This window comes from Massilia sp. KIM (genome assembly GCF_002007115.1).
Classification (GTDB): domain Bacteria; phylum Pseudomonadota; class Gammaproteobacteria; order Burkholderiales; family Burkholderiaceae_D; genus Telluria.
Genome location: NZ_MVAD01000001.1, coordinates 1701567 through 1721218, shown reverse-complemented (window position 1 = coordinate 1721218; position 19652 = coordinate 1701567). Strand labels below are relative to the sequence as shown.

18 protein-coding genes are annotated in these 19652 nt (G+C 66.1%); 6 read left to right on the top strand and 12 right to left on the bottom strand.

Going from position 1 to position 19652, the window contains the following annotated elements:
- Positions 1-40 precede the first annotated feature (40 nt).
- Positions 41-964, bottom strand: coding sequence for an NAD-dependent epimerase/dehydratase family protein (locus B0920_RS07375; protein WP_078031890.1), 924 nt, complete (start codon positions 962-964; stop codon positions 41-43).
- 104 nt (positions 965-1068) lie between these two features.
- On the opposite strand from B0920_RS07375, the gene B0920_RS07370 reads away from it, so the two are divergent.
- Positions 1069-1968: a LysR substrate-binding domain-containing protein gene (locus B0920_RS07370; protein WP_078031889.1), complete on the top strand. Its 900-nt coding sequence runs from the start codon at positions 1069-1071 to the stop codon at positions 1966-1968.
- Positions 1969-2042: 74 nt separating this feature from the next.
- On the opposite strand, the gene B0920_RS07365 is transcribed toward B0920_RS07370, so the two are convergent.
- Complete coding sequence (locus tag B0920_RS07365) at positions 2043-3548, bottom strand: peptide MFS transporter (protein WP_078031888.1); 1506 nt, start codon at positions 3546-3548, stop codon at positions 2043-2045.
- 246 nt (positions 3549-3794) lie between these two features.
- Here B0920_RS07365 and ppnN point away from each other — a divergent pair, with 246 nt between their 5' ends.
- Positions 3795-5165 (top strand): nucleotide 5'-monophosphate nucleosidase PpnN, encoded by a 1371-nt coding sequence (gene ppnN, locus B0920_RS07360; RefSeq protein ID WP_078031887.1) that lies wholly within the window; start codon positions 3795-3797, stop codon positions 5163-5165.
- A gap of 349 nt (positions 5166-5514) precedes the next feature.
- Here ppnN and lysS read toward each other — a convergent pair whose 3' ends face one another.
- The 3 genes from lysS to prfB all read right to left on the bottom strand — a co-directional run bounded on the left by lysS (position 5515) and on the right by prfB (position 8846).
- Positions 5515-7050 (bottom strand): lysine--tRNA ligase, encoded by a 1536-nt coding sequence (lysS, locus tag B0920_RS07355; RefSeq protein ID WP_078031886.1) that lies wholly within the window; start codon positions 7048-7050, stop codon positions 5515-5517.
- Positions 7051-7077: 27 nt separating this feature from the next.
- Positions 7078-7740: an HAD family phosphatase gene (locus tag B0920_RS07350; protein ID WP_078031885.1), complete on the bottom strand. Its 663-nt coding sequence runs from the start codon at positions 7738-7740 to the stop codon at positions 7078-7080.
- 1 nt (position 7741) lies between these two features.
- Positions 7742-8846 (bottom strand): peptide chain release factor 2 gene (gene prfB, locus B0920_RS07345; RefSeq protein WP_143745672.1). Its coding sequence is split into 2 segments (ribosomal slippage): positions 7742-8764 and positions 8766-8846, totalling 1104 coding nucleotides; the frame shifts between segments, so codons are not numbered across the junction.
- Positions 8847-8991: 145 nt separating this feature from the next.
- On the opposite strand from prfB, the gene B0920_RS07340 reads away from it, so the two are divergent.
- Complete coding sequence (locus B0920_RS07340; protein WP_078031883.1) at positions 8992-11028, top strand: bifunctional 2',3'-cyclic-nucleotide 2'-phosphodiesterase/3'-nucleotidase; 2037 nt, start codon at positions 8992-8994, stop codon at positions 11026-11028.
- Positions 11025-11414 (top strand): tetratricopeptide repeat protein, encoded by a 390-nt coding sequence (locus tag B0920_RS07335; RefSeq protein ID WP_078031882.1) that lies wholly within the window; start codon positions 11025-11027, stop codon positions 11412-11414. The genes B0920_RS07340 and B0920_RS07335 overlap by 4 nt, the downstream gene beginning before the upstream one ends.
- A 55-nt stretch (positions 11415-11469) precedes the next feature.
- Here the strand turns inward: B0920_RS07335 and B0920_RS07330 are convergent, their stop codons facing one another.
- Genes B0920_RS07330 through B0920_RS07320 form a run of 3 tightly spaced genes read right to left on the bottom strand, consistent with a single transcriptional unit; the run spans position 11470 to position 12919 of the window.
- Positions 11470-11790, bottom strand: a complete 321-nt coding sequence (locus tag B0920_RS07330; protein WP_078031881.1) for a DUF2288 domain-containing protein — start codon at positions 11788-11790, stop codon at positions 11470-11472.
- A 3-nt stretch (positions 11791-11793) separates the two neighbouring features.
- The gene (locus B0920_RS07325) at positions 11794-12480 is read right to left on the bottom strand and encodes an RES family NAD+ phosphorylase (protein WP_078031880.1); all 687 of its coding nucleotides are present in this window, start codon (positions 12478-12480) and stop codon (positions 11794-11796) included.
- Position 12481: 1 nt separating this feature from the next.
- Positions 12482-12919 (bottom strand): MbcA/ParS/Xre antitoxin family protein, encoded by a 438-nt coding sequence (locus B0920_RS07320; RefSeq protein WP_078031879.1) that lies wholly within the window; start codon positions 12917-12919, stop codon positions 12482-12484.
- 118 nt (positions 12920-13037) lie between these two features.
- On the opposite strand from B0920_RS07320, the gene B0920_RS07315 reads away from it, so the two are divergent.
- Positions 13038-13490 carry a DUF4440 domain-containing protein gene (locus tag B0920_RS07315; protein ID WP_078031878.1) on the top strand — a complete coding sequence of 151 codons (453 nt, stop codon included), beginning with the start codon at positions 13038-13040 and terminating at the stop codon, positions 13488-13490.
- Positions 13491-13529: 39 nt separating this feature from the next.
- On the opposite strand, the gene B0920_RS07310 is transcribed toward B0920_RS07315, so the two are convergent.
- Genes B0920_RS07310 through B0920_RS07295 form a run of 4 tightly spaced genes read right to left on the bottom strand, consistent with a single transcriptional unit; the run spans position 13530 to position 18214 of the window.
- Positions 13530-15551, bottom strand: a complete 2022-nt coding sequence (locus tag B0920_RS07310) for an LTA synthase family protein (RefSeq protein ID WP_078031877.1) — start codon at positions 15549-15551, stop codon at positions 13530-13532.
- Between the two features lie 20 nt (positions 15552-15571).
- Positions 15572-16375: a hypothetical protein gene (locus B0920_RS07305; RefSeq protein ID WP_229455250.1), complete on the bottom strand. Its 804-nt coding sequence runs from the start codon at positions 16373-16375 to the stop codon at positions 15572-15574.
- The gene (locus tag B0920_RS07300) at positions 16365-17084 is read right to left on the bottom strand and encodes a hypothetical protein (protein WP_078031876.1); all 720 of its coding nucleotides are present in this window, start codon (positions 17082-17084) and stop codon (positions 16365-16367) included. The genes B0920_RS07305 and B0920_RS07300 overlap by 11 nt, the downstream gene beginning before the upstream one ends.
- Entirely contained in the window at positions 17084-18214 is a 1131-nt protein-coding gene (locus B0920_RS07295) for a sialidase family protein (RefSeq protein ID WP_229455247.1), read from the bottom strand. Before B0920_RS07295 ends, B0920_RS07300 begins: the two co-directional genes overlap by 1 nt.
- A 330-nt stretch (positions 18215-18544) precedes the next feature.
- On the opposite strand from B0920_RS07295, the gene B0920_RS07290 reads away from it, so the two are divergent.
- Positions 18545-19642, top strand: a complete 1098-nt coding sequence (locus tag B0920_RS07290; RefSeq protein WP_078031874.1) for an MBL fold metallo-hydrolase — start codon at positions 18545-18547, stop codon at positions 19640-19642.
- Positions 19643-19652 lie beyond the last annotated feature (10 nt).

The window sequence follows — 19652 nt, the reverse complement described above, 5'->3', positions numbered from 1 at the left end:
AACGCCGGCAGATGCCGGCGTTTTTCATGGTCCTGGCCGCTCAGACGTAGGCCAGGTCGTGCTGGCGAATGACGATGTCGAGCCAGTCGTCGGTATGCCCGAAGCGGTAACCGAGCGACTGGGCGCGGCTGGTGTCGAGCACCAGGGGCGAGGGGAAATCGAAGGGCGACAGGCTGCCCGGCGCCGCCACCTGGGCCGCCTGGCGCGCGTGCGCGGTCTCGTCCAGGGTCCGGGCCACCCGCGCGTGCAGGGCGTAGGCCGACAGCGGGCCGTCGGCGGCCGCGTTCACCGGTCCGGTGAAGTCCTGCTCGCCCGCCCATACCAGGAAGTTGGCCGCCTGCTTGGCTTCCATGAACGAGACCTGGGCCTGCGGGTTGGAATACGGCAGGGCCTGGCGCCGGCGCACCAGGTCGACGTAATGCGCCAGGCGCCCGGTGAAGTCGTCCGGGCCACCCAGCACGTGGGCCAGGCGCGCGGTCACGCAGGGCAGGCTGCCGTCGCGGTAGAGGTAGGCCTCGGCCTGGATCTTGCCACAAACATAAGACTCGATGGCCCGCGCGGGATCGTGCCAGGGATAACAGGCGTCGATCGGCTGGGCCTCGACGTGCAGGTCGTCCTCGACGAAGGCGCGGCCGGCGGGCTCCAGCTCGCGGTAGGCGTCGATGGTCGAGGTCATCACGTAGCGTCCGGTCCGGCCGCCGAAGACCCGCACCGAAATCGCCGCGTCGAGGGGCGAATAGCACATCTGGTCGTAGACGACGTCGAAACGGCTGTGGCCGAAGGCGGCGCGCATGGCGTTCTCGTTGCGGCGGTCCACCCGCACGCGGGCGATGCGCTCGCCGAAGGGGTCGGGCGCATAGCCGCGGGTCGCGATTGTCACACGGTGGCCGGCCCGCAGCAGGCGCTGGACGAGCAGTTTTCCGAAAAAGCGGGTGCCACCGATCACCAAAATATTCTTGGGCATGACTTTTCCTTGTGTGTTCGGCTATATTTTCCGTCTAGCAGTAAAATTCCTCAAACTAGAAAAAGTAGTGGATTGAATAAGAATAACTTATGCATGGAGGGCCCATGAAGCCCTTGCGCAGCCTTTCCGGGCTGATCGACTTCGAGTGCGCGGCGCGTTGGGGCAGCTTCAAGCTGGCCGCGCGCGAGCTGCACAAGACGCCGGCGGCGGTCAGTTTGCAGGTCAAGCAGCTCGAGGAGAACATCGGGTTTCCGCTCTTCGTGCGTCATCCCCGCCACATCTCGCTCACGGAAAAAGGGCAGGAGCTGGCGATCGCCACCGGCCGCATGCTGGGCGACCTGCGCGCCAAGGTGGCGGCCCTGCAGCGCGGCGACGAGGAATCGGTGCTGCGCATCTCGACCACCCATTCCTTCGCGATCAAGTGGCTGGTGCCGCGCATGCACCGCTTCACCAAGCTGTATCCGGAGCTGGACATCCGCATCGACTCGAACGACGCGCCGGTCGACCTGCATGCGGACAGCACCGACGTGGCGATCCGCTACGGGCCGGTGCGCGAGGGCGATCCGGCAGTGCTGTTCCGCGAGCGCCTGGTGCCGGTCTACAGTCCCGAACTCCTGCCCCCTAGCCACCCGGACCTGACGCTGGCCGATCTGCCCAATGTCCGCCTGCTGGTCGAGCAGTCGCCGGAGGCCTGGCTGCAGCTGCTGAACGAGAACAAGGCGCTCAAGGGCAAGTACGATTTTTCCCGCGGCTACAGCCACTGGGGCGTGCTGGTGCAGGCGGCGGTGGCGGGGCAGGGCGTGGCCCTGGTGCCCTACGGGATCGCGTTCCAGGACATCGCTTCGGGGGCGCTGCGCAAGATCGCCTGCCGCAGCGCACCCTTCGGGAACGGCTACAAGTTCCTGGCCAATCCGCACAAGGAGCACATGCTCAAGGTGCAGCGCTTCAGGGACTGGATGGTGGCGGAGATGGAGGAGATGCGGGGGCAGCTGGACAGGGCGTGAAGCGCGCCGAGGCCCCGATCAAAAAAAACGGCAGCCACGCGGGCTGCCGTTCTTGCTCGAGGCCGAGGTGGCGCTTACTTCACGCCGTGCATCAATTTCTGGATGAGCGGCGCGAGCAGGAACAGCAGCACGCCGCCGCCCAGCAGGATCCAGAAGCCGAAGGTGTAGCCGTCCAGGGCCGAGGCGGCCGACATGCCGGTCTCGCCCGACACGTGCGAGGCGAAGATGCCCGACAGGTTGTTGCCGATGCCGGTCGACAGGAACCAGCCGCCCATGCCCAGGCCCACCAGGCGGGTCGGTGCCAGCTTGGTCACCATCGACAGGCCGATCGGCGACAGGCAGAGTTCACCGATGGACTGGATCACGTAGACCATGAACAGGGTCCAGAACGGGATCTTGCCGTTGTCGTCGATGAGCTGGGTCAGGGCGTACATCAGCAGGCCGAAGGCCAGGCCGTTGAAGATGATGCCCAGGCCGAACTTGCGCGGGATCGAGGGGTTGGCGTTGCGCTTGCCCAGCATCACCCAGATCGCGGCGATGATCGGCGCGCAGACTATGATGGCGATCGAGTTCACCGACTGGAACCAGGCCACCGGGAAGGTCCAGTCGCCGAAACCGCGGTTCACGATCTGGTCGGCCAGGAAGGTGAAGGAGCTGCCGGCCTGCTCGAAGAAGCACCAGAACAGGATGTTGAAGAAGAAGATGATCATCATGGCGATGGTCTTGTCGCGCGAGACCGCGCCTTCGCGCACGCCTTCGACGATCAGCATCAGGGCCAGGATGATGAACAGCACGGTCAGCACGATCTGCAGGTTGGCCGCGCCGGCCTGCAGCAGCAGGTAGACGATCGGGATCACGACCAGCGAGCCGACGATCACGCCGATCAGGCGCTTCGGGTTGGCCAGGTCGCCGACCGGTGCGCCGATGCCCTTGAGCTGCTTGCGGCCGATGTAGAACCACACCAGCGACAGCAGCATGCCCACGCCCGAGGCGAAGAACACGATCTTGTAGGCCGGGGTGTCGCCGGTGTTGAAGACGTTCTGGGCCAGTTGCTGGGTCAGGATCGGCGAGATGAAGGCGCCTGCGTTGATGCCCATGTAGAAGATGGTGAAGCCCGAATCGCGGCGGGTGTCGTTCAGCGCGTAGAGCTGGCCGACCATGGCCGAGATGTTCGGCTTGAACATGCCGTTGCCGACGATGATGGTGGCCAGGCCGAGCTTGAACACGTCCTGGCTCGGGATGGTGATCATGAACAGGCCGGCGGCCATGAAGATCGCGCCGACCAGGATGGAGCGCTGGTAGCCGATCACGCGGTCAGCCACGTAGCCGCCGAAGACGGCGCCGGCATAGACCAGCGCCAGGTAGGAACCGTAGGTCAGGTTGGCGTCGGCCTGTCCGACCGCGTCGCCGCCATAGAATTGGGCGACGATGTAGAGCACCAGGGCCCAACGAATGCCGTAAAACGCGAAACGCTCCCAGAATTCGGTCATGAACAGCATCCACAGCGGTGCTGGGTGGCCCATGATCTGCTTGAATTCCGGAATAGGTCCCTTGGCGGGTGTATTAGCTGCACCGCTCATGCGGTTCCTCCGAAATGATATTTGTCTCGATTGATGGAATGGTTGGAGATTCGGCATGCCGGAATTCCAATTAGGCTCGCATTCTAGTGCATATTCCCCGCATCCAGCGAATTTTTTCCGGTTGTGTTATTACGCGCGCAAGACCATGCACGGAGGTGGTGCGTGGCAGAGGCAAAACCTTGCGCTTTGGCGTATATTGCCAACCAGGCTAGTGCGTTTTTAAGAAGAGAAAAGGAATAGAACACCATGACCCACGAAGTAGTCGATACGCTGATTTCCCCCGAAGGACGGCTGGAAGTGCTGTCCAAGGCCGAAGTGGCCAAGCTGCTCGACACCAGCAAGGCCGGCCTGTACGACATCTTCCGCAAATGCGCGCTCGCGGTCCTGAACAGCGGCAGCGACATCGACGACGGCAAGGAGCTGATGGAGCGCTATGCCAGTTTCGATATCAGCATCCTGCAGCGCGAGCGCGGCATCAAGCTCGACATCCGCGGCGCGCCGGCCCATGCCTTCGTCGACGGCAAAATGATCAAGGGTATCCACGAGCACCTGTTCGCGGTGCTGCGCGACATCGTGTACGTCCATTTCGACGTCACCGACAATCCCAAATTCGACCTGTCGCGCACCGAAGGCATCACCGACGCGGTGTTCCACATCCTGCGCAACGCCAACGTGCTGCAGCCGCAGCGCAATCCCAACCTGGTGGTGTGCTGGGGCGGCCACTCGATCAGCCGCAACGAGTACAACTACACCAAGCACGTCGGATACGCGCTGGGACTGCGCGAGCTCGACATCTGCACCGGCTGTGGCCCGGGCGCGATGAAGGGCCCGATGAAGGGCGCGGCGATCGGCCACGCCAAGCAGCGCCGCCACGGCGGGCGCTACCTGGGCATTTCGGAGCCGGGCATCATCGCCGCCGAGTCGCCGAACCCGATCGTGAACGACCTGGTGATCATGCCGGACATCGAGAAGCGCCTCGAGGCGTTTGTCCGCACCGGGCACGGCATCGTCGTGTTCCCGGGCGGGGCCGGCACTTGCGAGGAAATCCTGTACATCCTCGGCATCCTGCTGCACCCGGACAACGCCGAGATTCCCTTCCCGCTGATCTTCACCGGCCCGGCGACGGCGCGCGAGTATTTCGCCCAGATCGACCACTTCATCGGCCTGACCCTGGGCGAGAAGGCCCAGCGCCGCTACAAGATCATCATCGACGATCCGGAGGCGGTGGCGCGCGAGATGGAAGCGGGGATCAAGCTGGTGCGCGAATACCGCAAGGCGCACAGCGACGCCTATTATTTCAATTGGCGCCTGAAGATCGACCACGAATTCCAGAAGCCTTTCCGCCCGACGCACGAGAACATGCGCAACCTGAACCTGCACCGCAACCAGGAATCGCATCTGCTGGCGGCGGATCTGCGCCGCGCCTTCTCGGGGGTGGTGGCGGGTAACGTCAAGGAAGAGGGGATCCGGGCGATCGAACAGCACGGGAAGTACGAGATTTCGGGTGAGAGCGCGATCATGGGGCCGATGGATGCGCTGCTGGCGTCCTTCGTGGAGCAGAGCCGCATGAAGTTGCCGGGCAAGGCCTATACGCCGTGCTATACCGTGGTCCAGTAAGATCAGGCAGACAGCTTCCGTATAGTTAGCCGCAAAACCGTCATTCCGGCGAAGGCCGGAATCCAAGTTCGTCGCGTCCCACTGACTTCAAGCGTAGTGGCCCTTCACGCAAACTTGGATTCCGGCCTTCGCCGGAATGACGGGCTTGGGGCTATGGGTGCTAATGCAGTCGGTTGCGTGCTCCCCCTAATCCGCGCGCGGGCGTCTCACGGACACGATCACGATCACGATCAGGGTCATGGTCATGGTTTGTGGACGCCTTGCAGGACAAACAAAAAAGGCGGCCGTGCCTTCGCACGCCGCCTTTTCACTTGGCCGCCTTCGCGGCCACACTTCCCCGTAATTCCGCTCAGTCTTCCTTGCGCAGGTGCGGGAACAGCAGCACGTCGCGGATGTTCGGCGAATCGGTGATCAGCATCATCAGGCGGTCGATGCCGATGCCGCAGCCGCCCGCCGGCGGCATGCCGTATTCCAGCGCGCGGATGTAGTCGGCGTCGTAGTACATCGCCTCCTCGTCGCCCGCGTCCTTGGCGGCCACCTGGGCCAGGAAGCGCGCGGCCTGGTCTTCCGGATCGTTCAGCTCCGAGAAGCCGTTGGCGATCTCGCGGCCCACCATGAACAGCTCGAAGCGCTCGGTGATGCCCTCCCGGGTGTCAGAGGCGCGCGCCAGCGGCGAGACTTCGACCGGGTAGTCGATGATGAAGGTCGGCTCCCACAGCAGGGCTTCCGCGGTCTCCTCGAACAGCGCCAGCTGCAGCGCGCCCAGGCCGGCGGTGGCGAAGGGCTTGACGCCGAACTTCGCCAGTTCCTGCTTGATGAAGCCGGCGTCGTTCAGCTGCTCCGGGGTATAGCCCGGTGCGTACTTGTCGATCGCCTCGACGATGGTCAGGCGCTGGAAGGGCTTGGACAGGTCCAGCTCGCGGCCGCCGTAGGTCAGCACGGCGCTGCCGTGGGCGTCGATCGCGGCCTGGCGGATCACCTGCTCGGTGAAGTCCATGATCCACTTGTAGTCGGTGTAGGCCGCATAGAATTCCATCATCGTGAATTCCGGGTTGTGACGGACCGACACGCCTTCGTTGCGGAAGTTGCGGTTGATCTCGAACACGCGGTCGAAACCGCCCACCACCAGGCGCTTCAGGTAAAGCTCGGGCGCGATGCGCAGGTACATTTCCATGTCCAGCGCGTTGTGGTGGGTGATGAAGGGCTTGGCCGCCGCGCCGCCCGGGATCGGGTGCAGCATCGGCGTCTCGACTTCCATGAAGTTGTGCTTCTCCATGAAGCGGCGGATGGAGGACATCGCGGCGGTGCGCGCCTTGAAGGTGCGGCGCGTCTCCTCATTCATGATCAGGTCGACGTAGCGCTGGCGGTATTTGGTCTCCTGGTCGTGCAGGCCGTGGAACTTGTCCGGCAGCGGGCGCAGCGACTTGGCGATCAGGCGCAGGGTGCTCACCTTGACGGTCAACTCGTCGGTCTTGGTCTTGAACAGCGTGCCTTCCACGCCCAGGATGTCGCCCAGGTCGTAGTGGTGCAGGGCTTCCATCGCCTGCGCGCCGGCGTTATCCAGGGTGACGTAGATCTGGATGCGGCCATCGGCCATCGGGCCCGAGGAATCCTGCAGGGTCGCGAAAGCGGCCTTCTTGCCGGCTTCACGCTTGAGCATCATGCGCCCGGCCAGCACCACCTTCACCGGTTCGGCTTCGAGTTCCTCGCGCGACTTGCCGCGGTAGGTCTCCTGCAGGTCGGCAGCCTTGTCCTGGGGAACGAAGTCGTTGGGGAAGGCCTGGCCTTGCTGGCGGATGGCGGCCAGCTTGGCGCGGCGCTCGGCCATGATCTTGTTCTCGTCGGCGGCCACGATGGGCGCCTGGTCTTGGTTTTCCGTAGTCATGATGGGTGGGTGGTTCTGTGTGAGTTGTCAGGCGAACAAAGCGTCAACGTCCAGGGCCGTGAAATCGTTGACGATGGCCACGACATTGTCGAATTCGGCGAAGGCGCTGGCGGGCAGGGTGGTCGTCAGGACCACGCAGCGCATGCCGGCGCGGCGCGCCGCTTCCACGCCCAGCGGCGCGTCCTCGAACACGATGCAGTGCTCGGGCGCGACGCCGCAGCGCTCGGCCGCCTTCAGGAACACGTCCGGATGCGGCTTGCCGCGCGCGACGTCGGCGGCGCCGACGATCGCGTCGAAGTGGCGGCGCAGGTCGAGGCCGTCGAGGGTGAAGGCGATGTTCGCCGGCGGCGCGGCGGTGGCCACGGCCAGCTTGGCGCCGTTGGCCCTGGCGGTCGCGATCACGTCCTCGAAGCCGGCGACGGCCTCGAGGTGGGGCGCGTAGAGCTCGCGGTAGACGGCTTCCTTCTCATGGATCAGCAGGGCGATGTCGTCCTCGCCGAACTCCTCCTGCAGGTGGGAGCCGATGATCTCCTTGCCCTGGCGGCCGGCCGTGGTGCGGAAGAACTCGTCCGCATCGACCGTGACGCCGCGGCGCTCGAAGAAGGCGATCCACGAGCGGGTATGGAAGTCCATGTTGTCGACGATGGTGCCGTCCATGTCGAACACGAATGCGCGGGTGGTCTGGCCCATCCTAGATGCCCTGCTTGAGCGAAGCGGAGATGAAGTCGTCCAGGTCGCCGTCCAGCACGTTCTTGGTGTTGCCGGTCTCGAAGCCGGTGCGCAGGTCCTTGATGCGCGACTGGTCCAGCACGTAGGAGCGGATCTGGTGGCCCCAGCCGACGTCGGTCTTGGAGTCTTCCAGCTTCTGCTGCTCGCTCATGCGCTTGCGCAGCTCCAGCTCGTAGAGCTTGGCGCGCAGCATGTCGAAGGCTTCGGCCTTGTTGCGGTGCTGCGAGCGGTCGTTCTGGCACTGCACCACGATGCCGGTCGGCGCGTGCGTCAGGCGCACCGCGGAGTCGGTCTTGTTGATGTGCTGGCCGCCCGCGCCCGATGCGCGGTAGGTGTCGATGCGCACGTCCGCCGGATTGATCTCGATTTCGATCGAGTCGTCGACTTCCGGGTACACGAACAGCGAAGTGAACGAGGTGTGGCGTCCGTTGGCCGAATCGAAGGGCGACTTGCGCACCAGGCGGTGCACGCCGGTTTCGGTGCGCAGGTGGCCATAGGCGTACTCGCCCTCGACCTTGATGGTGGCGGTCTTGATGCCCGCGACCTCGCCCTCGGACTGTTCCATGACCTCGGCCTTGAAGCCCTTGCGCTCGCAATAGCGCAGGTACTGGCGCAGCAGCATGGACGCCCAGTCCTGGGCCTCTGTGCCGCCGGCGCCGGCCTGGATGTCGATGAAGCAGTTGGCGTGGTCCATCGGGTTGCTGAACATCCGGCGGAATTCCATCGCCTCGATGACTTTCTGGATCTCGGCGGCGTCGCCCGCCACCGCTTCCAGCGTGGCGTCGTCGCCTTCCTCGCGCGCCATCTCGAACAGGTCGGCGGCGTCCGTGAGGTCGGCCTTCGCTTTCTCCAGCGTCAGGACGACACCCTCCAGGGCCTTCTTTTCCTTGCCGAGGTCCTGGGCGCGTTTCTGGTCGTTCCAGATGGTCGGGTCTTCCAGCTCCTGGTTGACCTGTTCTAGTTTCTCCGACTTCTTATCGAAGTCAAAGATACCTCCGAAGTTCGGCTTCGCGACCGGACAGGTCGTTCAGCAGGGACGAAATGGCATTGATGCGTTCAGCTTCCATGGTCGTGGCAGTCTCGTTGTTGGGTTGAATCGAACCCTAGATTATACCCCAAGCGTGGTGGGAACCGGGCTCGCGCCGGGTTTCTCCCTTGCCCATGCATATGCGGCTACCGTATCATCGCCCGGTCCCACTGAACGGAAACCCCATGGCCCTCACTTTGCGTTATCAGATTTGCATCGCGCTCGTTCCGGCGCTCCTCAGCCTGCCGGCCCTGGCCGCCCCCAATGCGCAAGGCAAGGCGAACGCCAGGCCGCCCGCCGGCGCGACGGCGCTGCTGGCCGTGCTGGAAACCACCGACCTGCACTCGAACGTGGTGGGTTACGACTATTACAAGCTGGTGGGCGAGCCCTCGTTCGGCCTGGACCGCACCGCGAGCCTGATCGCCCAGGCGCGCAAGGAATTCCCCAACACCCTCCTGCTCGACAACGGCGACACCATCCAGGGCAGCGCCCTGGCCGACTACCAGGCCCTGGTCAAGCCGCTGCGCTGCGACCAGACCCTGAGCATCTACAAGGTGATGAACCAGCTCGGCTACGACGGCGCCGGCGTGGGCAACCACGAGTTCAACTACGGCCTGGCGTTTCTCTCGCAGGTGACCGGCAGCCGCTTCGAGGTCAAGGGAGTGAAGCCGGCGAAGAAGTGCGCCGGCCCATCCTTCCCGCTGGTGCTGGCCAACGTCCACAGCGCGAAGACCAACAAGCCCCTGTTCTCTCCCTACCACATCATCGAGAAGAAGATCGCCGCCGTGGACGCCGAGGGCAAGCCGGTGAGCGCCACCGTCAAGGTGGGCATCATCGGCTTCACCCCGCCGACCATCATGTCGTGGGACAAGCGCTGGCTTGAGGGCCGCGTCTACACGACCGGCGTGCGCGAAGCGGCCGAGAAGTACATCCCCGAGATGCGCGCCAAGGGCGCCGAGCTGGTGGTGGCGATCTCGCACGGCGGCCTGGACGCCAGCCGCTATTCGCCAAGCATGGAGAACGCCAACTACTACCTGGCCCAGGTCCCGGGCGTGGACGCCATGCTGCTGGGGCATTCGCACCAGCTCTTCCCCAACCCCGACAGCAACGTCGCCCAGTTCAACCTGCCTGGCGTGGACAAGGCGCGCGGCTTCGTGCACGGCGTGCCGACCGTGATGGCCAACCTGTGGGGCAAGCACCTGGGCGTGATCGGCCTGCACCTGAAGCACGACGGCAAGCGCTGGACGATCGAGAAGGACAAGACCTTCGTGCAGGCGCGCGCGGCCCAGACCGGGGCCAAGTCCTTCGTGGAACCCGACCCCGCCATCATGGCGCTGGTGAAGGAAGAGCACGAGGCCACCATCCGCTACGTCAAGACCCCGGTGGGCAGCACGGCCTTCCGCATGTCGACCTATTTCGCTGACGTCGGCGACGTGTCGGCGATCGAGGTGGTCAACCAGGCCCAGGCGGCCTACGTGGCGAACTACGTGGCGGCCAACCTGCCGCAGTACGCCAAGCTGCCGGTGCTGTCGGTGTCGGCGCCCTTCAAGAGCGGCCTCGCGGGACCTTCGGACTACACCGACGTGCAACCCGGCCCGCTCGCGCTGAACAATGCGGCCGACCTCTACCTGTACCCGAACGCCCTGTACGCGGTGAAGGTCAACGGCGTCCAGCTCAAGGCCTGGCTGGAGAAGGCGGCCCAGCGCTTCAACACCATCGACCCGCACAAGGCGGAGCCCCAGGAACTGGTGAACCTTTCGGTGCCGAGCTATAACTTCGACACGCTCACTTCGCCCGAGGTCAGCTACGAGATCGACGTGACCCAGGCGCCGGGCGAACGCATCCGCCAGCTCAGCTATCGCGGCAAGCCGGTCGAGCCGGGGCAGGAATTCCTGGTCGCGACCAACAACTACCGCGCCAGCGGCGGCGGCAACTTCCCGGGGCTGGACGGCAGCAAGACCGTGATCGCCTCGCCCGACAACAACCGCGAAGTCCTGATCGCCTACGTGAAGGACACCAAGACCCTGACGCGCCAGCAGCATGGGTCGGCGCGCAGCTGGCGCTTCGCCCGGGTCAAGACGGCCGGGCCGGTGGTCTTCCATTCGGCCCCGGGCCTGGTCGAACTGGCGCACGAGGCGGGGCTGCACAACGTGAGCCAGCTGGCGGTGGACGACGGGCGCGGCAAGGGCACCGCCCTGTACGCGATCGACCTGGCCCAATGAGGCGGCTGCTCCTGGCGGCGCTGGCCGCCCTGGCGCTGTGCGGGCCCGCTGCGGCCCAGCATGGGGACGAGGGCGACGGGGCCTTCCGTCGTGCGCTCGCCCATCGCGCGAACGGCGAGCCGGCGCTGGCCGCGCACTGGCTGAAGGTGGCGGCGGCGCGCGGGATGCCGGAGGCGATGTTCATCCTGGCGAACATGCTGCTCGACGGCGAGGGCGTGGCGAAGGACGAGGTGCAGGCGCGCCGCCTGCTGGAGGAGGCGGCGCAGCATGATTACGCAGAAGCCTGGCAGCAGCTGGCGCTGATGGAACAGGATCCGGTCAGGGCTGCGCAGTTGATGAAGCGCGCCGCGCATGCCCTGTCGCACCGGGGCGAGGGGCGGCGCTAGACCGCGGCGAGCGCAGGGCATAGGGGCTCGAACCCAGTGCCCCGGGGCGGGGCGCTCAGTGCAGCTGGCGCTTCTCCGCCTGCACCAGCACGAAGGGACTCACCACCGAGGCCCAGAGCGTGGCGTCGGACTCCAGCCAGGTCTTGGCCTGGGCATCGCTCACCTTGGCCAGCGCGCCAGACTGCATCCAGCGCGTCACGCTCTCCTTGTCGTCGTGCGCGATGCGCAGCGCCACTTCGATCAGGTCCAGCTCTTCGCTCACATACACTACCGAACCGCTGGCGAAATGCCGCTCCAGCTCGGCCCACTTGATGCGGCCGGTCTCGCGGTTGATCTTGTCGTGCAGTTCGGTGTCTTTCTCGGGATTCGTTTTCATCGTTCAGCTCAGGATCTCTACCGCGGGCTGCGGCGAACCCCGCCATGTTAACCGATAGGTCTGGGCCTTGCGCACATTGCCCACCAGTGCGGGACGGAAGCAGGCCAGGCAAACCCCGCCCTGCTGTCGCACGCTGGGGTAGATCACACCCATCGAGCCCTGCTCGAGCAGCTCGGCGGCCAGCGCCTGCGAGGCCACGTAGCTCTGCGGGTCGAGGCAGTCGCCATAGGCCGCCACGCCGCGGATGTCGTGGAAAGAGGCGCTGAAGTCGGCCAGCAGGCACTGGTAGCTCACCGAGTCGTCGAAACGCTGGATCTCGCTGTACTCGACCGTCTTGTGGAAGATGACTTCGGCCAGCGAGGTCTCGGCCGCGAAGGCGCAATACCAGGCGCCGCGCTCGCCGTCGTTGAAGCGGCTGCCCTCCGGCCGCGCGTAGGTGTAGGCGGCATTGATGATGCGGAAGTTGGGCACGCCGAACACCAGTTCGTCCATGCCGATGCCGGGCAGCAGGCCCGACTCGGCGCGCAGGCGCTCGTTGGTCGCGTTGTCGAGGTCGAACAGGTCGCGCAGCATGTCGTCGTCCTCGGCCAGCGGGGCGAGGACGGAATCCTCCAGGTCGGCGAAGCGGGAAGGGATGAGGCGGCAGGTGTCGAACTGGCGCAGCGGGGTCAGTTTGGGGATAACGGTCAAATCACAGGCCTCCGCGGCGCGCGTCGAGGAGCTTGCGTACCGTTTGCATCGCGATCAGCCCGCCGGCCAGCATGTAGGCGAGCGGGGTGCGTCCGGCGAAGACCGGATTGGTGTTGGGCAGGTGGATCCATTCGTCGGCGAGCTTGTCGCCGTACAGGATGTGCAGGGCCTTGTAGATGCCCAGCAGGTAGGAAATGCGGGTGATGCGGTCGACCTCGAGCACCCGGTCGGGGTTCTTCTTCCAGTCGTAATAGGAGGAGGACGAGAGGCCGCCCAGGAGTTCGCGGGCCTCGTCCTCGCGTACGTGCCAGGCCGCCGTCAGCTTGAAAAAGCCCTTCAGGGCGGAACGCGAGAGACGCTCGCGCTCGGCCTTGGAATTCAGGTCGACCAGTACCGCCGGCTCGAATCGGCTCTTGGGGTACGAATAGGCTAAGCTCATGGTTCCTCCATTGTTGGAGTATTTATACTCCGAATTCGGACTAAATGCAACCGCCGGTTGTCAAGGGTGTGCGACCGTGACACAATCTTAAAGTTGCCGAATCGAAAAGGATTTGTCCATGCGTCTAGGAGCGATTTCCCTGCTGTCGGCCTGCCTCCTGCTGGCGGCGACCGCTGGCAATGCACGGGTGTCCCAGGAAGACCTCAGGAAGCAGGTGCTGGAAAGCGAGCGGGCCTTCGCCGCCACCATGAAGGCCAGGGATTTCGAGGGTTTCACGCGCTTCGTGGCGGACGAGGCCATCTTCATGTCGGCCGAAGGCGCGCTGCGCGGCAAGGAGGCGGTGGTCAGGGCCTGGCGCAAGTACTACGACAAGCCGGAGGCGCCGTTCTCGTGGGCGCCAGAAGAGGTCGAGGTGGTGGAGTCGGGCACGCTGGCCTACAGCGGCGGGCCGATCTATGACCGCGGTGGCAAGAAGATCGGGCGCTTCAATTCGATCTGGCGCCTGGAAGCGCCGGGCAGGTGGAAGGTCGTGTTCGACCGCGGTTCGGACTTCTGCGACTGCGCCAAATAGATCCTGATCAGGAGGCCGGGAAGACCCGGCCTCCCGCATTCACTTCGGCAGGCGATAGCGCTGTTCGCGGTAGAGCAGGGAAGGCAGCATGACGTGCGCCATCGCATTCTCGACCTGCTGGGCGCTGGGCGTGCCCGCATGCACGTCCACGTTGCCGCTGGCCGGATCGTACCTGCCGAGCAGCGCAGGCTGGCCCGGCCTCAGGATGGTCGCCATCTTGTCCTGGTCCAGCCAGGCGAAATAATTGTTGAACTGGATCAGGGCCCGGCCCGGGGTCTCGGCGTCGCGCGCCAGGTCGCGGCCGATCATCGGGTGCTCGCTGTTCACGCCCATCAGCGACAGCAGGGTCGGTCCCAGGTCGACCTGGCTGGCGACCGTCGTGATGCTGCGGGGCTGGATGTCCGCCCCCAGGATTAGCCCCGGGATGTGGAATTTCTTGATCGGCACCAGGGTGTCGCCATACACCCGGGTGTCGTGGTCGGCCACGATCAGGAACACGGTGTCCTTCCAGTAGTCCTGGCGCTTGGCCTCGGCGATGAATTTGCCGAGCGCGTAGTCGGCGTACTTCACCGCGTTGTTGACGGTCTGCTTGGTGGGGTCGTGCAGCGCGATCTTCCCGTCCGGGAACTCGAAGGGCTCGTGGTTGGACGAGCTGAAGATCAGGCTGAAGAAGGGCTTGCCCTGGCCATGCAGGTGCTTGAGGCGTTCCAGCGACTTGTCGAACAGGTCTTCGTCCGAAGCGCCCCAGCTGCCGACGAACTTCGGCTTCATGTCGGCCTGGTCCACCACGCTGTTGAAGCCGTTCCCGGTGAAGAAGCTGCGCATGTTGTCGAAGTGGGCTTCGCCGCCGTACACGAATTCGGTGTGGTAGCCCTGTTTCTCCAGGCCGGCGGCCAGGGTATAGAAATTGTGCTGGGCCAGGGAGAGCTTGACCACGCTGCGCGCCGGCGTCGGCGCATAGCCGGCGACCACGGCCTCGATGCCGCGCACCGAGCGGGTGCCGGTGGCGTACAGCTGCTCGAACCACCAGCCTTCGCCCTTGAGCTTTTCCAGCTCCGGCGTCACCCCATTGCCACCCAGGGACTTGACGAAGGTCGCGCCCAGGCTTTCTTCCAGCACGATCACCAGGTTGAGCGGCCGGGCGCGCTGGACCACGGCCTGCTGGCGGTGCAGGGTCGGCAGCTCGGCGTTCGTGAACTGGTAGTCCTTGAGCCAGGGGGCCGCCTTCACGTGGGCGAACACCTTCTCGCGTTCCAGCTTGCCGTAGATCTCGGAGGAATTCGCTTCCTTCTTCATCGAGTTGATCGCGTCCAGCACCGACCAGGGCGAATTGATGATCAGCGAATTGACCATCGCGTCCTCGGTCAGCGCGAACAGGGCCGGATTGGCGGGGCGGTGCGCGGTGGTCGAGCGGATCTGGACGAACACCACCAGCACCAGCAGCGGCCAGGTGAGCAGCAGCTTCTTCGAGGACCAGGGGCTGGCTTCGACGGCGGCGGCGCGCAGCAGGCGCAGCAGGGTCACGCCCAGCACGAGGGTCGCGCCCACGCCCAGCAGCAGGGCGACGCGAAAGCCGTTCCACAGGGTGGCGAAGACTTCCTTCGGATGCGAAAGGTATTCGATGAAGAGCCGGTTCGGCCGCACGTCGTACTGCATGATGAACTGCGGCGACGACACTTCCATGAAGACGATGAAGATCAGCGCGGCGGCGGCCCAGGCCACCGTGAGGCCGCGCCAGAACCGGAAACTGGCCCGGTGGGCCAGCAGCGGCGCCAGCAGCAGGGCCGGCAGCAGCAGGTAGCCGAGCAGGATCAGGTCGGCCCGCACGCCCTGGACCAGCATCTCGCCGACGATGCCGGTGGCGGCGACCCGCTCCCATTGCCACAGCATCAGGCCGATGCGCGACAGCGAGAGCAGGCCGAGCCCGATCACCAGCATCTGGAGCAGGCTCACATAGGGGCCGGCCCAGCGGGTGAGCGCGCTCAGGTGCGCGGCGCTGACCCACAGCGGCTGGCGCGCAAAGCTTGGACGGCGGAAGATGCTGGTCGAATCGATGCGCATGGGTGTGGGTCCGGTAAAGCTCAGGTGCCGACGACGCCGGTGCCGGCGCTCATGATCCAGGCCACCAGCAGGAGGAAGACGAGCAGCATGGAGAACAGGACGCTCAGGCGCCCGCTTTCCTTCGCGCCCTCGAACAGCGGCTTGTGATTGGTGGCGATGCCGACGCAGTAGGCGCCGAACACGGTGACCAGGTAATGCACGGCGCCGAACATCTCGCCCAGCTCGCCCTTGCGCTCGTGCTCGATCAGCAGGTGCGAGAGGATCACCATCACCAGGTAGGGGATGGAGGCGGCCAGCGGCGGCAGGTAGAGGCCGAAGCGCTCGACGAAGGCGCGGATGGCCGGGCGCTTGCGCGCCAGCAGCGGCAGGATCAGGTTGTGGGTCAGGCCGACGATCACGATCAGCTTGAGGATCACGTTCTTGTGCAGGCTGCCGCTGCCGACGGCCAGGTTGTGCAGGTTGGTTTCGGCCTGGCGGTTATTCTGCAGGAAGAACTCGGGCGACTGGACCTTGAGCACGCGCTGGAACCAGCTGATCTCTTCGAGGGCGGCCAGGGCCACGACCAGGCTCAGGCCCGCCAGCACCAGGAAGCCGAACTTCGAGGCGCCCGGTTCGCGCAGGCGTTCGAGGGCGATGAAGGCCAGCAGGCCGGCGGTCACGGTGAAGCACAGGAACTGCATCCACTCGGTGATGCCGTCCTCGCTCAGCAGCAGCCACAGCATGGCCTTGTCGTTGGACCAGGCGATCGCCAGGCCGAGAATGAAGAGGTTGACGGCGATCCCCGTGGCGATCGCCGGATGGGTGAGCCAATTCCTAGTTACCACTGACTTGCTCCTTGTTGGTTGAATAGGTGTCGACGCCGGCCACGCCCAGCACGGGCAGGGCGCTCGCGGCTTCCAGCGGCGGGACCGGCGCGGCCGGCGCGCGGCGCAGCCTGCGCAGGCCGGCGCGGGCCAGGGCGAACACGGCCCAGGCCCACAGCAGCGGGTCGATCAGCGCGTCCCATAGATTCCCGGTGGGCAGGCGCAGGACGGCGAACAGGGCCAGCGCGCCCAGCAGCGGGATGGCATGGCGGCGATGCCTGCCGCGCACGATGGCCCAGGCGCAGGCCAGGCTGGCGGCCACGGTCAGCAGCGGCACGCCGACGGCCGAGAAGCCGGCGTAATAATAGCCCTGGGAGAGCAGGCCGAAGCCGTCGAGATACAGGGCGGCGCCGGCGACGGCCAGCGCGCCCGCCAGGCCGGGCGGCAGCACGCCGATGGCGCGCGCGCCCTGGCGGCGCTCGGCCAGCGCGAGCAGGCAGCAGGCGGCCAGCAGGGCGCTCGGATACTGGAAGGCCAGCACCAGCCAGTAGGCCGGGGAGGCCTGGCCGGGCAGCAGCATCAGGCCCAGGCTCAGGGCCAGCATGCAGGCCGGCAGGCGCGGGCTGCGGCGCCAGGGGCCGGGGAAGATGGCGACCAGCACGCTGGCCAGCACCACGGCCCAGGCCAGGCGTCCGTAGACCACCTGCCAGGCGAAATCAGGCAAACTCATCAGATTTTCTCCCCTGTCGCGCCAAGCGTGATCCGGTAGCGGTGGTGGGCGATGGATTGCCGCTGGTGGGTATAGGTGATGTGCAGTTCGTCGCCGACCTGCTGCATGGTCGGGTAGGAGAACTCGTCGCCGGCCGTCCCGCGCGCGACGTCGGCCACGGTGCGCCAGTCGTGGCTGTCCTTGGAAATCGAGAGGCGCAGGGTGCTGCGCGCGGAGCCGCCTGTCTCGACGTGGTTGTGCAGCATCAGGAAGTCGCCGCTGCTCAGGCGGATCGCGGCCAGCGAGGTGTCGTGGTTCGGCATGTCGGCCGCCGCCGGCAGGTCTTCCCAGCTGGCGCCGCCGTCGCGGCTGGTCGCGTGCTGGACGCGCTGCTCGTCGCCGGCGTCGCGCATCCAGGCGCGCACCTCGGTGCTGGAGACCGGCACGATGGCGGGTTGCAGGGTGTGGGTGCGGTGGCCGATGCGGCCCAGCCAGGCCGGCTCGCCGTCGGCGCCGAAGGCCATCAGCATCGGGTACTTGATGCCGATCTCGAAATACAGGGGCAGCCACCAGCCGCCGTCGGCCATGGCGATGGGATTGGTGCGCACCAGGACGCTGGTGTTGAACAGGGGCGCGGCCGGCAGCACCCGGCGCAGCTGGAAGCTGGCGCCCTGGTCCTTCGAGACCAGGTGGGCGACACGCGAGGCGGCCCAGCCACCCAGGCCGGTGGCGACCACGTAGAGGTGGATGCGTCCCTCGCGGTCGGTCCAGGCGACCGGGTTGCCGATGCGGCGCACGCCGAAGGCCAGGGCTTCGCCCAGCGAGCCGCGGCTGGCCGCTTCCCAAGGCGCGCTCCAGCTGCCCTGGTGCCAGCGCGAGGCGTAGACCTTGACGTCCGGTCCGCTCTCGCGGCTGCCGGCCCACCAGAAGGCGATCATGCCGCCGCCCGGCAGGGTCGCGAGGGCGCTGGCATGGGCCGAGGGCACGCCCCGGGGCATCGGAATATGGGAATGGGAGAGTTCCTGCAGCTCGACGGGTCCGGACGACACGGCCTGCGGGGTGCTGGGGACGGCGCTCGGGCGCGTCACGCGGGCCCAGCGCAGCGTTTCAAAACCGGCAACAAGGAGCACGACCAGGGCGCAGACCAGCATAGTCCACTGTGCACTGCGCGACTGCGGTATCTGGGGACGCTCCATAGTCTTCCAGTTAAGGAAACCTTGCCTCAGGCGGGTTCCCGGTCGTTCACGTAAGCCGCGCCACCCCTGGGATCGCCTCGGGAGGCGCATCGGACATCCCTTGGTATGGCGGGGCTGCCCTCTGAAAAAAGCGCTATCCTACCGGAAACGTAAGGACGTGCACAGTCCCGAGTTTGTAACAGCCCGGGCCCGGCGCGGACAAATGTGACATGCGGACCATCCACGCGCGCCGGGCGGCCTGTGCCGGGGCTTATACTTGTGTCTTTTCGACACTTCCCGCCGTCCATGCGCCTCCTGTCTTCCCTGGTTTTCCTCGCCGCAGGCCTCCTTGTCGCCGGTTGCGCGCACCAGAATCCTTATTACGACGCCGCCAGGCCCCACCACCGGCCCGAGGGCTTCGCCAACAATTATCCGCCGAATCCGGCCTACCGCCGTCCGCCCCAGGGCTTCGTCGAGGGCTGGACCAGCCGCATCCGGAACTGGACCTCGGACGGATCGGAGCGCCTGCCGCTGGCGCCGATCCCGACGGCCAAGCCGGATTTGGCCTACCTGCACGCGAACGGCAGCGAGCCCGCCCTGATCTGGATCGGCCACGCCACCTTCCTGTTCCAGACCGGCGCCGGCCTGAATATCCTGACCGACCCGGTGTTCGAGGAGCGCGCCTCGCCGGTCTCCTTCGCCGGGCCGAAGCGCCACCAGCCGCCCGCCATCGCCCTGGCCGAGCTGCCGCGCATCGACGTGGTGGTGCTGAGCCATTCGCATTACGACCACCTGTCGCAGGATTCGCTGCGCGCGCTGTACCGGCAGAAGGGCGGGCCGCCGCTGCTGGTCGCGCCGCTGGGCGTGGACATCTGGCTGGAAAAGAACGTGACCGGCGGCGAGCGCAGCCGGATCGTCAAGCTCGACTGGTGGGACAAGACCACGGTGCAGGGGCACGAGATCCAGCTGCTGCCGGTCTTCCACTGGTCGGCGCGCTCGCCCTGGGACCGCAACCAGACCCTGTGGGGCGGCTACGCGGTGACGCGGCCGGGCTTCTCCTTCTTCTTCTCCGGCGACCTGGGCTATTCGCGCGACATCCTCGACATCGCGGCGCGCTATCCGGAGGGTTTCGACCTGGCGGCGATCGGGATCGGCGCCTACCAGCCGGTGTGGTACCGCAATTCCCACGTCAGCCCGGACGAGGCGGTGCGCATCCACCGCGAGCTCAAGGTCAAGCGCAGCGTCGGCATGCATTGGGGGACCTTCCCGATGGGGCAGGAAAGGCTGGACCAGGCGCCGCGCGACCTGGCGATCGCGCGCGCCGCACAGGGCGTCAAGGAGGAGGATTTCTTCGTGTTGCCGGTCGGCGGCACGGCCTTCGGAAAGGCGGCGCGCGTGCCCTGAGCGCGCGCCG

Coding starts and splice junctions, on each gene's coding strand:
- B0920_RS07340 (WP_078031883.1), top strand. CDS start 8,992: ATGGCCCTCACTTTGCGTTATCAGATTTGCATCGCGCTCGTTCCGGCG.
- B0920_RS07335 (WP_078031882.1), top strand. CDS start 11,025: ATGAGGCGGCTGCTCCTGGCGGCGCTGGCCGCCCTGGCGCTGTGCGGG.
- B0920_RS07330 (WP_078031881.1), bottom strand. CDS start 11,790: ATGAAAACGAATCCCGAGAAAGACACCGAACTGCACGACAAGATCAAC.
- B0920_RS07350 (WP_078031885.1), bottom strand. CDS start 7,740: ATGGGCCAGACCACCCGCGCATTCGTGTTCGACATGGACGGCACCATC.
- B0920_RS07290 (WP_078031874.1), top strand. CDS start 18,545: ATGCGCCTCCTGTCTTCCCTGGTTTTCCTCGCCGCAGGCCTCCTTGTC.
- B0920_RS07295 (WP_229455247.1), bottom strand. CDS start 18,214: ATGCTGGTCTGCGCCCTGGTCGTGCTCCTTGTTGCCGGTTTTGAAACG.
- lysS (WP_078031886.1), bottom strand. CDS start 7,050: ATGACTACGGAAAACCAAGACCAGGCGCCCATCGTGGCCGCCGACGAG.
- B0920_RS07370 (WP_078031889.1), top strand. CDS start 1,069: ATGAAGCCCTTGCGCAGCCTTTCCGGGCTGATCGACTTCGAGTGCGCG.
- B0920_RS07315 (WP_078031878.1), top strand. CDS start 13,038: ATGCGTCTAGGAGCGATTTCCCTGCTGTCGGCCTGCCTCCTGCTGGCG.
- B0920_RS07320 (WP_078031879.1), bottom strand. CDS start 12,919: ATGAGCTTAGCCTATTCGTACCCCAAGAGCCGATTCGAGCCGGCGGTA.
- B0920_RS07365 (WP_078031888.1), bottom strand. CDS start 3,548: ATGAGCGGTGCAGCTAATACACCCGCCAAGGGACCTATTCCGGAATTC.
- ppnN (WP_078031887.1), top strand. CDS start 3,795: ATGACCCACGAAGTAGTCGATACGCTGATTTCCCCCGAAGGACGGCTG.
- B0920_RS07310 (WP_078031877.1), bottom strand. CDS start 15,551: ATGCGCATCGATTCGACCAGCATCTTCCGCCGTCCAAGCTTTGCGCGC.
- B0920_RS07300 (WP_078031876.1), bottom strand. CDS start 17,084: ATGAGTTTGCCTGATTTCGCCTGGCAGGTGGTCTACGGACGCCTGGCC.
- B0920_RS07375 (WP_078031890.1), bottom strand. CDS start 964: ATGCCCAAGAATATTTTGGTGATCGGTGGCACCCGCTTTTTCGGAAAA.